Here is a 13,281-nt window from a genome sequence, read left to right on the forward strand (position 1 = left end):
TGCTCGTCCCGAAGCCGGGCATGGATACGTTTGGCAGTGTGACGCTGCTTTTTGATAACCCGTTTGTCGTCTTCCAGGATCTGATCGATAATCGGAATGAATGGGTCAAGCTTCGGGCGGACAGGCAAAGCAGTTCGCCGATACCCTGGGGGCACCGAGTGCAGCAGGATCTTTGCCACCGTTCTGCGGTCGATCCCAAAAAGACGACCAGCTGCACTTTTGCTCATACCATCAACATGGCACGCCCGACGGACACGGTTGTATAAGTCCACAGAATACATCTCCCCACCCTCCGCTCATCGGCTTCAGGTGTCAGATTGCGGAATTTTACTCCGCGACGGTCAGATCATCAGACCGTTTCTGTGGGCATTTTGTCTCCGGGATTCACATCATTGCCCGCCGCTGACGCTGTGGACCGGATGGCGCGTATCGAACGTGTCGCGGGTCTTCTGGACAGTCGCTTTCGCCTGCCGGGGATCGGCGTGCGCGTCGGTTGGGATTCCATACTTGGTCTTGTTCCTGGTCTGGGTGACGCCATCACGACCATTCCTGCCGGGTGGATGATCTGGCAGGGCCATCAACTGGGTGCCCGAAAACGCACCCTGGTGCGGATGGGCGCAAACGCAGGGATCGACCTGGTTGTCGGCGGCATCCCGATCTTGGGGGACATGTTCGACATCGCTTTCAAATCCCACAAGAAAAACGTCGCGCTGCTTCGGGCGGACATGCAGCGCAAAATCATTCACGCAAGCTCTGAGGAGGTGGCACATGGCCGAACGGCATAAATCTAAAGACGGACGTCGCGAGACCGAAGAAATCCTGGGCGACAAAAGCGACGTTGCGCAGCAAGGCCGCAGCGGTGGGCGTCTGGCCCGCACGGTGGGCACGAAAGACGAGATGAAACGCACCGAAGAACGCCCGGCGGGCGCGACTCGGGTGACGAAATCCATGGAAGATGAGGAGGACAGCAATGAGTCGTAAGTCAGGTGTTCCGCAAAATGCATGGGTTGTGATCGTCGATGGCGAAAAGGCGCTGTATCTGGTCAACAAGGGTGACGACATGGACATGAATCTTGTCGTCCGTGACAAGGAAGAACAGGACAATCCCAAAGCGCAGGACTGGGCGGCCAACCGCCCCGGACGGTTCAACGATGGTCCGTCGGTTCAGCGGTCTTCCGTTGACGACACCGATTGGCACCAGCTTGAGAAAGAGCGCTTTGCCAAGGATGTGGCGGATCAATTGTACCAGGACGCGCACAAGGGTCGGTTCAAGGATCTGATCATTGTCGCCAGTCGCCCGGCGCTAAGCGAACTGCGCAAGGAACTGCACCCGGAAGTGGCGAGATGCCTGCGTCTGGATGTGGCGAAAGTGCTGACCAATCACCCACTTGACGAGATCGAAACGCTGTTGAGCCGGGAAATGGAAAACGGCTGAAAAACCTTGGAACCTTTCTCGCACAATCTTCGTTAACCAACTGATAAAAGGAGATTTTGCGATGAAACTAGGAGCAATTCTTGCGGGCGTTGTGCTTGTCGCGGCGGTGGCGTTTGGCGTCTACATGGTTGACATCGAACAGACCGAAGACGGCGCGCTGCCGACCGTGTCGATTGATGGCGGGTCGCTGCCTGAATACGACACCGAGGTGGGCGATGTCGATGTAGGTGAACGCGATGTCACCGTGACCGTTCCGACCGTCGATGTCGAAACGCCCGAAGAGGACGCTGTTGCGTCCAACTGATCTGAAACCGACAAACAGGAGGCCCACATGGACCGCGACCAAATCGAAGGAAAATGGACCGAAATCAAAGGTCAACTGCGTGAAGCTTATGGTGATTTGACGGAAAACGACGTTGAAGAAGCCAAGGGTGATCGCGAACAGATGGAGGGTGTGCTTCAGCAGAAGCTGGGCAAGTCGAAAGACGACGTGCGCCAGACCGTGGATCGGATTCTGAACAACGTCTGACCCTCTCTTCAAGGCACGTACCTGACGCGTGGTTGGTTCCCTCCAGCCGCGCGTCTTTTTGTGTGTGATTGATGGGTTTGCCGCAAATCGCATCACATGCCACACGATCCGCATATCGCGACGGTATGACCAACCAAGGGCAATTGCGATGGCGGGTTGTGGGCCGTAACCTGCGGACACATCGCAGCGGAGCCCACATGACCACCGACGTTCGCACACCGATCACCCAAGCCATGCAGGAAGGCGCGTTGACGCGTCGAGAGCTCAAGGCGCTGATGGTCCGCTCCAACGGGCCCGCCCTTGTTCGGGTTGCGGCGTTTGTCCTGATGCTGGCGGTCACGTCTGGCCTGATCCTTGTGGCCCAGGACAGCTGGTGGGTATGGCCCGCGATGTTCGTACAGGGCGTGGTGATCGTGCACCTGTTTTCGCTTCAGCATGAATGTGTGCATTACACCGTGTTCAAGACACGGAAACTCAACGATATTTTCGGCAATATCTGCGGCTATGCGATCATTCTGCCGTTCCAGCAGTTCCGCTATGAGCACTGCAATCACCACACCTTTACACAGCTCAAGGGGCAGGATCCCGAACTGATCGAATTGCCGATCTCGGTCTGGAAATACCTTTGGTACATTTCGTCGATCCCCTATTGGCGCAACAAGTTTTCCCAGATCATCCGCAATGCATCAGGGCGCTTGAACGACGAAGACCGCACCTTCCTGACCAAACACGAAGCGCCGGTCATTATTCGGGAAGCGCGGCTGATGGTGGCGTTCTATGCGATCATGGGAGTGGTGTCGGTGGCGATGGGTTGGACCGCGCCTCTTTGGTACTGGATCATTCCGCTGTTTCTGGGCGAACCGGTGATGCGCGCGATCCGCCTGACAGAGCATGGGGGCCGACCCAATGTGGACGACATGAAAGAGAACACGCGCACGTCGCTTGCCTCGGGTCCGATGCGGTTTCTGTGCTGGAACATGAATTACCATGCCGAACATCATTACGCGGCGTCGGTGCCGTTTCATGCGCTGCCCAAGCTGCACGAAAAGCTGCGCGGCTATGTCTATGTCGAAGAACGTGGATATCTGGGCGCGCATATCGACATCATCAGCCAGCTGATCGGGCGCAAACCGCGCAGTGACGGTGAGGTCCGCAAGGCGTGAGCGCGCGTGAAAAGGCCTGGACCGACGTGATCGCGGTCAGCGATCTTGAGCCGGGAGACGCGACGCCTGTGACGCTTGGCGCGCGTGAACTCGCGGTGTTCGATGCCGTTGACGGGGTGTTCGTGGCCCTCGCGCGGTGTACACACGGGGCGGCAAATCTGTGTGACGGGCATTTCGACGGCACTTTTATCGAATGCCCGCTGCATCAGGGGTTGTTCGATGTCCGCACCGGCGCGCCCAGGGCCGCCCCGGCGCGTGTGCCGCTTCGGATGTTTGAAACGCGGGTTGTGGACGGGATGGTGCAGATCCTGCTTTGACCCTCAGACGGTTTGTTCGGCCTCTATCGTGCGCGACACCATCTGACGAAACAGCTTGGCCCCGGCATCAAGCCCAAGGTCGATATACGGTGTCGCCGGGTTTTTCATGCCTGCATGGACCTTTTCCAGAACCGCGCGATCCTCTTCAAAGGCCATGCGCGCGCCCGCGTTCATGCGTTCAGACACCGCGGTGTCGTGCGGATCGGTATTGCGGTGCTGGAACCAGAAATACCGCGTCTTGTCTTCGGTGATCGGGGTCATGAAGTTGTAGGAGATGTTGATCAGGGTGTTTTCCACAGGTGTGCTGTCCGGCCCGCCGGTGCCCGGAGGGGTATAGATCGACTTGTTCAAGGCAATCCCCGGCAGGCACATTTCATAATGCTGGAGCCGGTCGCAGATACCGTCGAATTTCACGAGATTGGCATAGTAGGGCGATGGAGGCTGGCCATAGATCCACCGCGCGACGATCACGCCTTGGTCCGTCTTGCTGACGTCCAGTTGACCGTCACCGGTGCCAGCCCCCGCAAACGAGGTCACATGCACCCACGCGACATGGCTGGGGTCCAGCAGGTTGTCGCAGACCCACAGGTAATGACAGTCAATGTCCAGAACACCGCCATCGGTATAACCCCAATCGGGATTTTCGAAGTTCTCGATCGGAAAGATCAGGTCGGGATCGGCCTTGTCGGGGTCGCCCATCCAGATCCAGAGCAGGCGGTATCGGTCGACCACGGGATAGGATTTGACCACGGCGCGGCGCGGAATTTGGCCGCGTTGGGTGGGTGCGTCCACGCAAGACCCGGAACAGTCGAAGGTCAGGCCGTGATAGCCACATTCAACGGTGTCGCCTTTCAGGTTGCCTTGCGACAAAGGCAGCTTGCGGTGCGGGCAGGCGTCTTCCAAAGCCACCGGGTCTCCAGCCTCGGTCCGGTAGATGACCACGTTGTCGCCAAGGTAGGTTTCGGCTCTCAACGTCCGACCATAGTCCTTGGACCAACCGGCCACATACCAACAGTTGCGGATGAACATGCGCTGCCTTTCGATCTTACTGGAGCTGTTGTCGCAAAGAGTGCAACGGATCCGGTTTTGGCACCAGTGAGAACAACTGATTGCAGTGATTAACCTGACTAATCGTTCGCGACGCGGTGAGAAAGGGATGCGTGCCGTCGCATCTGCGCGTCTGCTTCGGCTGTGATCCAATCCAGAAAGACGGCGATCTTTTTCTGTCTGCGTTGGTCTTCGGGGTAGACCAGCCAGTATTCCAAGGGGGATCGGACAGTTTGCGCAAAGGGTTGCACCAGACGTCCATCCGCCAGCGCATCCATCACCAAAGGGCTGCGACCCATGGCCACACCGTCCCCCTGGATGGTCGCCTGCAAGACCATGTTGGTCTGCCCGAAACTGCGGATGCGGGCCGGAGTCGGCAGGGATTGTCCGGTCTCGCGCGCCCAGTATTCCCAGGTGGGAAGCTCTGTTGTGGTGGGCGCAAACTCGTCTCGGATTTGGGTGTGAAAGGCCAGGTCCGCAAGGCGGCGCAGTGGTTTTGACCCTTCGAGCAGGCTTGGCGCGCAAACAGGACACAGGGTTTCGCTCATCAACGGTTGGACGGCGTAGCCTGGAAAATCACCCGTGCCATACCGGATGCCGATATCCGCTTCAGAGCGTGCGAACCCGCGCAGCCCGGTGTCTGTGGTGATCGAGATCGCAGATTCCGGGTGTGCGTGATCAAAGCTTAAAAGCCTTGGAAACAACCAGATAAAGGCAAATCCGGGGTGGCAGCTGATGACGATGGTCTTGTCGTCACGACGTTTGTCGCGGATGTCTTCGCACACCTCGGAAATCTGGCCCAACCCATCCGAAATGCTTAACGCCAGGCGTGCGCCATCGCGTGTCGGAAAGGACCGTCGTGCACCCCGCGTGATCAGATCGTGTCCCAGCCATTCCTCAAGCGATTTGACATGCTGGCTTACGGCACTTTGCCCAACACCCAATTCGTCCGCCGCATCGGAAAAGCTTCCGTGCCGCGCCACGGCTTCGAAGGCTCTGAGAGCGGCAAAGGGCAGGTTCAAAATCATATTAGCCAGACTAATGCGATTTATGCCTGCTTTCAATTGGCGGAACGCTCTTGTTGATTTTAACCTTTTTGTAACAGGAGCGAAGACCAATGAATTCCAAGGCAGGCGCGAAGAACATGTTGCTGAACTGTGCAAGGGCGCAGCGCGGCGAACGTGTTCTGGTGGCCTATGAACCGGAAGAATTCGGGTATTATGATGCCAGCATCCGCGACGCGGTTGTGCAAACGGCGCACGCCTTGGGCCTGAAGGTTCGGACCGTGAATGTCGGCTTCAGCCCAAGCGTTACGACATTGCCCGACGCGCTGCGGGCCTTGATCGCACAGTCTGATATCGTCATCTTCCTTGCACGTCTCGGGGATCAGTTGCGGTTTTGCGACATGCCCAGGGACAAACGTATCGTGGTGAGTTTCGCGCTGGATGCCGGACTTCTGGAATCTGGCTTTGGAACCACACCGCATGATGCGATGGTCGAACTGAAAGACCTGATCACGGACGCGTTTTCCCACGCAGAAACCGTACATGTCACCTGTCCGAACGGGACTGATTTTGTCGGCAAGCCGGACATGCCCTTGATCGACACAGGCGACACCACGGTCTTGCGGTTTCCGATGTCCGTTTTCAAACCCGTTCCGGCGCACAGCTTTTCCGGACATGTCGCCCTTTGCGGATTTCTGACGGGAACGGGGTCGCAATACTACGAGGATTACACGCTTGAATTTGATGGCCGGGTATTGGCCCACCTTGACCACGGGCGACTGACCGGATTCGAAGGGTCAGCGCGCGATGTTGCGGCGGCCAATGCGCATTATGACCGGATTTCTTCGGCGTTGGGCATTGATCGGAATTGTGTGCATTCGTGGCATGCAGGCATTCATCCGGGATGCGGTTACCTTCAGGACGCCTGCGAAAACTACGAACGGTGGGGCGGGGCGGCCTTTGGCAATCCGCGGCTTTTGCATTTCCACACCTGCGGCCGCTATGCGCCCGGTGAAATCTCGTGGAACGTGCTTGATCCAACGATCTGGATCGACGGTGTTCCGGTGTGGGAAAACGGTGTGTTCCATCCATCGCGTCTGGCCGGTGGACAGGGTGTCCTTGACCGATACCCCGATGCTGCGGTGATCTTTGCGCATCCCGACGCCCATGTCGGTTTGGTCGAAGGGTGCGTGCGGTCCGGTGCTTCGACGGTTCTTGAGGCGATGTCCAAGGATTTGCGGTTTTCCAGCTTGCGGAACAGCATCGACAGCCCGAAACAGATCACGAAATAAAACGCGGCGGTGGTGATCCACGCCTCAAAGATCAGCCGGGTGGAGGCCACCAGTTCGACCGTCTTGAAGGTCAGTTCCTGAACCGAGATCAACGAGATGATTGCGCTGTCCTTGATCAACGTGATGAACTGGTTCGCCATCGGAGGCATCACTTTATGCAGGGCTTGCGGCAAGACGATATAGCGCATTTCCTGCATGCGGTTCATCCCGATCGACCGCGCCGCCTCGCGCTGGCCTTTTTCGACGGATTGGATGCCTGCGCGCACGATTTCCCCGACAAAGGCGCTTTCGAACAGGGCCAGTACGATCACGCCCGACACCAGCGATGGAAAGCGGCGCATGTCGCCAAAGAAGAATTCCCAGCCCGCACGGTTGTCGGACCTCGCAATCTCGCGCGCCCAGCTTTCGATGTTCAGGGCGGTGATGAGTTGCTGTGACAGGAAGAAAAAGAAGATGAAGATCACAACAACCGGAGGGATGTTGCGCAAAAATTCAAGATAGGTCCGCGCGAGCATGCGAATGGTCAGGTTCTTCGCACAGCGCGCGATGCCAAGGATTGTGCCAAGAATGACGGCCAATATGCTGGCGTAGATGGAAATGCGGATGGTGGTGATCAGGCCTTGCAGAAGGACGTTGGCGAACCACTCTTCGCGGACCGTGTGGAAACGCAGGATGTAGTTGGGGATCAGATGCCAGCGCCAGTCATAGTTCAGCGTGCCTTCGATCTTCCACCAGACATAGGCGAAGAAACCCACGACCACGGCCAGAACAAGCCAGTCGAGCCAGTGAAGTTTCTTCAGTCGTTTCAGCACAATCGCGTCCCTGCCTGTATTTGCCCCCCGACCTGTCGCCGGAGGGCAAAAAGAAGTGTTATTCCGGAACCTGATCACTCCAGTCATCGCCACGGAACCAGTAGTCGTGACGCGCTTTCAGCCAGCCGGTATTGGTCTTGGCGGTGATCCAGCTGTTGAAGAACGCTAGTGCGTCAGGGTCGCCTTTGCGGATGGCAAAGCCTTCGCCGCCGGCCTGGAACGCCTGGTTGAACGGAACGCTCAGCGTCTCGGGATAGCGACGTGCCTCGCTGGATGGGGTCGGTTCAGAGGCCATCGTGGCATGGGCATTGCCGTTCAGCACTTCCTGTGTCGCAGCGCCGTCTTCGTCAAACAGCAGCAGCGTGGCTTCGGGGAACATGTCCGCGATCACGGTTGCCGGTGTCGCGCCGCGCCGGGCGGCAAAGGTGACGTCCGAGCTGTTGTAGTCGGCAAGCGTGAAACCCTCGGTCATCGCCGTGTTGGCCAGAATGGTCATGCCGGAATAGGCATAAGGCGTGGTAAAGTTGACCGTCAGGTTTCGCTGGGGTGTGACGGTCATGCCGCTGATGATCGTGTCGAAATTGCCGGACACGAGGGCAGGGATGATGCCGTCCCAAGAGGTTGGCACAAATTCGACCTCAACGCCCATATCCTCGGCCAATTGGCGGCCCACGTCGAGTTCGAACCCGATCAGTTCGCCGTTCAGGTCACGCATCGACCAGGGCTTGAACAGCGACAGGCCGATCTTGATTACGCCGCGTTCCTTGATGGTCTCGATCACGCTCGAGCTTGCGACTTCCTGTGCGGTGCTTTGCGCCAGGGCGGGCAGGGCCGTTGTTGCCGCCAGTGCCGCGCCAAGCGCTGCACCTATTAATCTTCTGGTGATATTCATTTTAGAACTCCCTGTTCTGAAGAATGCGCGGTGTTGGCCACGCGGGTTATGTATCTACGGCGTATCGCTTTTCGACAAACGACACACCAACCGACAGGATCAGGGTCACCGCCATGTAGACTGCGGCAATCGTGAACCAGATTTCAAAACTCATATATGTGTCAGAGATGATGTTGCGCCCGATAGTGGTCAGCTCGGCCACGGCGATCACGCTGACGATGGCCGAGGATTTCACCATATGCACGGCCTCACCGGTCATCGGTGGCAGCATGAAGCGCACGGATTGCGGCAGGATGATATAGCGATAGGCCTGCCCCCGCGACATGCCGATCGAGGTCGCTGCCTCCCACTGACCTTTGTGAACCGCGTTGATCCCGGCGCGGAAGATCTCGGAAATCAGGACCGAATGAAACACCGCAAGGCACAGGATGCTGGCCCAGTAGCGATCAAAGCCGAAGATCGGACCGAGGACGTAGTAGAACAGGTAAAGCAGAACCAGCAGCGGGATGTTGCGGATCAGTTCCAGAAACCCAATCGCAACGGCCGTGCAGACGACCAGCCCCGACAGACGCAACAATGCGGTGATGAGCCCCAGAAAGATTGCCAGTGCAAAGGCGGTGGCCGAAAGTGTCAGTGTCTTGACCAGCCCGGTGCTGATCTCTCCCCACTGAAAGCCGTCTTCGGTGACGGTGTAGAAATACTGCGGGATGCGATACCACTGCCAATTATAGCCCATGGCCTGCGCGCCATTATAGGACAGCAGGGCGATGCCTCCGACGATCACCGTGTAAAGGATGACCGAGAAGACGAAAGAGTCGATGACCCGCGCAATCGGTTGCCGTTCGGGCAGGGCGCGACCCTTGGGGGCATAGGAGGTGTCCGCGACCGTCATCTAGTGATCCAGGATCTGGTCAAGGAAAGCCCGGCAGCGGGCGCTGGCGGGGTTGGTGAAGAAGGTTTCAGGTGGGGCGGTTTCCACGATCTCGCCTGCATCCATGAACACCATCGTGTCCGCAACCTTGCGGGCAAAGCCCATCTCGTGTGTGACCACAACCATGGTCATGCCGGTGTCGGCCAGTTCGACCATCACGTCGAGCACTTCGTTGATCATCTCGGGATCAAGCGCAGAGGTTGGTTCATCAAACAGCATGATCCGGCTTTCCATACACAGCGACCGGGCAATCGCGACACGCTGCTGTTGGCCGCCGGACAGGGCGGCGGGGTATTTGTCGGCCTGTTCCGGAATGCGGACCCGCTCAAGGTATTTGCGCGCGGTCTTTTCCGCCTCGGCGGGCGACACCTTGCGCACCTTGATCGGGCCGATGGTCAGGTTTTCCAGAACGGTCAGGTGTGGAAAAAGGTTGAATTGCTGAAACACCATTCCGACCTCCTGACGCAGGCGGAAGATGTTCTTGGAGTCCTCGTAAACGTCGATCCCGTCCACTGTCAGTACGCCCGAGTTGTGAAACTCCAGACCGTTGATGCACCGGATCAGCGTTGACTTGCCTGATCCGGATGGGCCGCACACCACCATGCGCTCGCCTTCGCGAACGCTGATCGAAATATCTTTCAAGGCGTGAAAGTCGCCATAGAACTTGTCGACATGGTCGAACGTGATGATCGGTGCGTTAGCCGACATGCAAAACGGTCATGTATCAATCTTCCCCCAGAGTGCCGCCATCAAACCAAGGAAGCCCTTGCGGGCGCAAGGTAAAATTTCGGGTCTTGTCGTTGCAAAGGGGCGCGCGTGACGATGTGCTGCAATTCTGTTCGCTCCTGTGGTGCATCGCGGGAGTTGATGTTTGCCCGCGATGCGCGTCAGATAATCTTCGGACGGACAGAGGCAACACGACATCATGAAAACCCCAAGCCGCATTGGCCTGACGATCGACCTCTCACGGGATGGAAAACAGGTGGGCGACGCGATGCTGCGGTGGTCGGATAACGGCAACCCGCTTGGCTATCACCCGATCCCGGTCGTGTCGATAAAGGGCGCGGACGGGCCTGTGCTGCTATTGACAGGTGGCACACATGGCGACGAATTCGAAGGGCCAGCGGCGATCATGCGGGTGATCCAAAATCTGGACCCGGCACTCCTGCGCGGGCAGGTCATTGCCATTCCGGCCCTCAACATGCCTGCGGTCCACGCATCCGCGCGGGTGTCGCCTTTGGACGGGATGAACCTCAACCGGGCGTTTCCGGGCGATGCCAACGGCACGCCAACGGCCATGATCGCGCATTTTCTCGAGACCGAGATCCTGCCTCTGTGTGATGCCGCGATAGACCTTCATTCGGGCGGCAAGGCGTCGTTCTTTCATCCCTGTGCATTGCCGACGCACACCACGGATCGGGCGCTGGCGGCAAAGAATATGGACCTGGCCGAACTCTTTGGTCTTCCGCTGATCTGGCGACTGGGCAGCCACAATGACAACAGATCGGTCAATTCCGCCGCTGAACGTGCAGGTGTGCCGATGATCGCCACCGAACTTGGTGGCGGCGGGGGCGTGGATCCGCAGATAACGGATCAGGCCGAGTCCGGGATTTTGAACATCATGCGCCACCTTGGCGTGATCGAGGGAGGGACCGCACACCCACCCGAGCAGCGCATCGTCGAGATCAGGGATGCAGCGGCGTCGCTCTATGCCACGTCCGAAGGGGTGTTCGATCGGGCGCTATCCGCCGGTCAGGATGTGTCGGCAGGTGATGTCGCGGGATGGCTTCATCATGTCACCGAACCCGAACGGCCCTCGGTCCGTCTGCATGTGCCGCAGGATGGCATGATCCTTGCCCACACCAATCGCGGTCTGGTCTCGCGGGGGGAAATGCTGTTGCTTGTCGTGCAAGACGTTGATCAGGCTTTGTAATACCCGACAACATCCCCATCGGTTGTGGCCCCCAGCCCGTTCAGCAGGCGGTTGGAATAGTTGAAATAGGCGCAGACCTGATTGACCTCAAGGATCTCGCCATCCTCGCAACCGGCAATCCGAAGCGCCTCGAAATCGGACTTGACCATCTTGCCGACCGACAGCGTCAGTTTGGCGGCATAGCGCAGCAGGGCAAGCTCTTTACCCGTGAATTCGTCCTCGGGACGGTGCGCCTTGAGCGCCGTGAAGATGCGATCCGACCGGGGTTGGTCCTTGATCAGGTTGCGCACGTTCATGAAATGGTGCGTCAGCGAATAGGTGCAGTCGTTCAGGATCGAGGTGTAGCTGGCAACCACCTCGAGAAACCAGAATGGCAACGTGTTGTCATCCGAGTGCAAGACAGACCGATACAGCGTGACATGCCCGTGCATCGTCTCGGGGCGCAGCGAATGGACACGCATCACCGTGTCTACCGTGCCGTGCGGTGTGCGGGCCTGATCCAGCAGCTCTTTCAGGCGCGGCGCGGCGTCTTCGTCGGCAATCATTTCGATCCATGCTGTCACGGGAACGCTCCTTGGTTCGGATTGGTTGAGACTGTTTAGCAGGTCAACGCGATCAAACCAGAGCGATTGGCCTTGTCATCAAGGACGCCGGTCTATCGGCTGTCCGTATCACGCGGTTTGAGAAGGAAAAGCGCAAGGCCCGCGGTGGCCAAGAGACCCGCCAGAGAAAAACTGACGCCGGTTGTCATCAGGCCCGTCGCCTCTGCCGTCATTCCGAACAGGAATGCCCCAAGCGCCGGACCAACGCGGAAAATGATGGTGTAAAGGCTCAGGATCCGCCCAAGCCGGTCTTGCGGCGCTTCCAGCTGCACATAGGCGAGGGCGGCAATGTTGGAGGACGACATGGTTGCCCCGTGAACCAGCAGCACCGCCAGCGCCAGCCAGAAAAACGGCGTCACCGCAAAGACCATCAACGACAATGCGAACAGCGAGGACGTTGTCAGGATCTGAACCAATGCGCCGCGTGTGGTTGACGCTGTGCTCATCAAGAGCGCCCCGATAATGGCGCCGATTCCCAGTGCCGCGTTCAACAGACCCAGACCAACTTCTCCGCGGCCAAAGGCCACTTCGGCATAGGCCGGAAAAAGCTCGCTTGCCGGGCGAATCAAGAGACCCTGTGCCAATTGCAGCAACAGCACGCCAAGGATCAGCGGTGTGCGCATCAAATCCCGCAGGACAGCCGGCATGTTGACCGGCTGCGCCGAGATCACGCGTTTTGTCTGCGCCGGGACATCGCGAATACGGTAAAGCGCGACGGACAAGGCAAGAAAACCAACTGCCGAGACAGAAAAAACCAGACCTGCGGATCCGGCCACCAGCAACCCGGCAGCCAGCGCCGGACCCAGGAAACGCGACAGGTTGAATCCGGTTGAGTTTACCGCAAGCGCAGAGGCCAACAGTTTCGGTGGGGCAAGATGGCGCGCCATCGACAGCCGCGCGGGCAGCAGGACGCCAGACACCGCACCAAGGGCCGCCATCATGCCCGCCATCGTCCAGGGGGTCAGGTTGCCCGTGAAGTACAGCAAAGCCAAAGATACCGACACCACCGCACTGGCGATCTGCCCCCAATACATGATCCGTGGCGCATCGTGCCGGTCCGCCAGTGATCCGCCCCAAAGGGCCGTCAACAGCGACGGGAACAGCTCTGCAAAAGCCACGGTGCCCAGCCACGCCTCTGATCCGGTGAGTTCCCATGTGACCCAACCCACCGCGATCCGTTGCATCCAGAACCCGGTGGTCATGATCAGGTTTCCGGCCTGATAGGTGGCAAAAGCCGGGATGGCGAATACGGCTTTGAAATCGGCAATGCGCGCACGGACAGCTTCGAGCGGATGTGCGCGCATCAGATCCTCATCACTTGAGT

Annotated in this window: 16 protein-coding genes and 2 pseudogenes; 9 read left to right on the forward strand and 9 right to left on the reverse strand. The window is 58.5% G+C overall.

Annotation, left to right across the window (positions count from 1 at the left end):
* Positions 1 to 272, reverse strand: a pseudogene (locus tag ACTIEN_RS14070) (IS21 family transposase); the annotation flags it as partial.
* A 120-nt stretch (positions 273 to 392) separates the two neighbouring features.
* On the opposite strand from ACTIEN_RS14070, the gene ACTIEN_RS14075 reads away from it, so the two are divergent.
* From ACTIEN_RS14075 to ACTIEN_RS14105, 7 genes are all read left to right on the forward strand, one after another.
* On the forward strand, positions 393 to 785 hold the full coding sequence (locus tag ACTIEN_RS14075) for a DUF4112 domain-containing protein (protein WP_439523782.1): 393 nt from the start codon (positions 393 to 395) through the stop codon (positions 783 to 785).
* The gene (locus ACTIEN_RS14080; protein WP_439523783.1) at positions 769 to 981 is read left to right on the forward strand and encodes a hypothetical protein; all 213 of its coding nucleotides are present in this window, start codon (positions 769 to 771) and stop codon (positions 979 to 981) included. Before ACTIEN_RS14075 ends, ACTIEN_RS14080 begins: the two co-directional genes overlap by 17 nt.
* A complete protein-coding gene (locus ACTIEN_RS14085) occupies positions 971 to 1,435 on the forward strand; it encodes a baeRF12 domain-containing protein (protein ID WP_439523784.1) in 465 nt (154 codons plus the stop codon). Before ACTIEN_RS14080 ends, ACTIEN_RS14085 begins: the two co-directional genes overlap by 11 nt.
* A 61-nt stretch (positions 1,436 to 1,496) precedes the next feature.
* Positions 1,497 to 1,739, forward strand: coding sequence for a hypothetical protein (locus tag ACTIEN_RS14090; protein ID WP_439523785.1), 243 nt, complete (start codon positions 1,497 to 1,499; stop codon positions 1,737 to 1,739).
* A 27-nt stretch (positions 1,740 to 1,766) separates the two neighbouring features.
* Positions 1,767 to 1,964, forward strand: a complete 198-nt coding sequence (locus tag ACTIEN_RS14095) for a CsbD family protein (RefSeq protein ID WP_439523786.1) — start codon at positions 1,767 to 1,769, stop codon at positions 1,962 to 1,964.
* Positions 1,965 to 2,161: 197 nt separating this feature from the next.
* Positions 2,162 to 3,127, forward strand: coding sequence for a fatty acid desaturase family protein (locus ACTIEN_RS14100; protein ID WP_439523787.1), 966 nt, complete (start codon positions 2,162 to 2,164; stop codon positions 3,125 to 3,127).
* Positions 3,124 to 3,444 carry a non-heme iron oxygenase ferredoxin subunit gene (locus ACTIEN_RS14105; protein WP_439523788.1) on the forward strand — a complete coding sequence of 107 codons (321 nt, stop codon included), beginning with the start codon at positions 3,124 to 3,126 and terminating at the stop codon, positions 3,442 to 3,444. The genes ACTIEN_RS14100 and ACTIEN_RS14105 overlap by 4 nt, the downstream gene beginning before the upstream one ends.
* A gap of 3 nt (positions 3,445 to 3,447) precedes the next feature.
* On the opposite strand, the gene ACTIEN_RS14110 is transcribed toward ACTIEN_RS14105, so the two are convergent.
* Both ACTIEN_RS14110 and ACTIEN_RS14115 read right to left on the reverse strand, forming a co-directional pair.
* Positions 3,448 to 4,473: a Rieske 2Fe-2S domain-containing protein gene (locus ACTIEN_RS14110; RefSeq protein WP_439523789.1), complete on the reverse strand. Its 1,026-nt coding sequence runs from the start codon at positions 4,471 to 4,473 to the stop codon at positions 3,448 to 3,450.
* 98 nt (positions 4,474 to 4,571) lie between these two features.
* Positions 4,572 to 5,519 (reverse strand): LysR substrate-binding domain-containing protein, encoded by a 948-nt coding sequence (locus ACTIEN_RS14115; RefSeq protein WP_439523790.1) that lies wholly within the window; start codon positions 5,517 to 5,519, stop codon positions 4,572 to 4,574.
* A gap of 89 nt (positions 5,520 to 5,608) precedes the next feature.
* Between ACTIEN_RS14115 and ACTIEN_RS14120 the strand changes: the two genes are divergently transcribed.
* Entirely contained in the window at positions 5,609 to 6,787 is a 1,179-nt protein-coding gene (locus ACTIEN_RS14120) for a hypothetical protein (protein WP_439523791.1), read from the forward strand.
* A gap of 2 nt (positions 6,788 to 6,789) precedes the next feature.
* Here the strand turns inward: ACTIEN_RS14120 and ACTIEN_RS14125 are convergent.
* The 4 genes and pseudogenes from ACTIEN_RS14125 to ACTIEN_RS14140 all read right to left on the reverse strand — a co-directional run.
* Positions 6,790 to 7,686, reverse strand: a pseudogene (locus tag ACTIEN_RS14125) (amino acid ABC transporter permease); the annotation flags it as partial.
* Positions 7,658 to 8,491, reverse strand: coding sequence for a transporter substrate-binding domain-containing protein (locus ACTIEN_RS14130; protein WP_439523792.1), 834 nt, complete (start codon positions 8,489 to 8,491; stop codon positions 7,658 to 7,660). The gene ACTIEN_RS14130 and the pseudogene ACTIEN_RS14125, both read right to left, overlap by 29 nt.
* Before the next feature lie 46 nt (positions 8,492 to 8,537).
* Entirely contained in the window at positions 8,538 to 9,383 is an 846-nt protein-coding gene (locus ACTIEN_RS14135; protein WP_439523793.1) for an amino acid ABC transporter permease, read from the reverse strand.
* The gene (locus ACTIEN_RS14140) at positions 9,384 to 10,130 is read right to left on the reverse strand and encodes an amino acid ABC transporter ATP-binding protein (protein WP_439523794.1); all 747 of its coding nucleotides are present in this window, start codon (positions 10,128 to 10,130) and stop codon (positions 9,384 to 9,386) included.
* A gap of 217 nt (positions 10,131 to 10,347) precedes the next feature.
* On the opposite strand from ACTIEN_RS14140, the gene ACTIEN_RS14145 reads away from it, so the two are divergent.
* Positions 10,348 to 11,355 carry a succinylglutamate desuccinylase/aspartoacylase family protein gene (locus ACTIEN_RS14145; RefSeq protein ID WP_439523795.1) on the forward strand — a complete coding sequence of 336 codons (1,008 nt, stop codon included), beginning with the start codon at positions 10,348 to 10,350 and terminating at the stop codon, positions 11,353 to 11,355.
* Here ACTIEN_RS14145 and ACTIEN_RS14150 read toward each other — a convergent pair.
* Together ACTIEN_RS14150 and ACTIEN_RS14155 are read right to left on the reverse strand one after the other, a co-directional pair.
* Positions 11,343 to 11,918, reverse strand: a complete 576-nt coding sequence (locus ACTIEN_RS14150) for a carboxymuconolactone decarboxylase family protein (RefSeq protein ID WP_439523796.1) — start codon at positions 11,916 to 11,918, stop codon at positions 11,343 to 11,345. The two genes, ACTIEN_RS14145 and ACTIEN_RS14150, sit on opposite strands and share 13 nt — an antisense overlap.
* 92 nt (positions 11,919 to 12,010) lie before the next feature.
* Positions 12,011 to 13,261, reverse strand: coding sequence for an MFS transporter (locus tag ACTIEN_RS14155; RefSeq protein WP_439523797.1), 1,251 nt, complete (start codon positions 13,259 to 13,261; stop codon positions 12,011 to 12,013).
* Positions 13,262 to 13,281 lie beyond the last annotated feature (20 nt).

Source organism: Marivita sp. (assembly GCF_051859345.1).
Classification (GTDB): domain Bacteria; phylum Pseudomonadota; class Alphaproteobacteria; order Rhodobacterales; family Rhodobacteraceae; genus Marivita.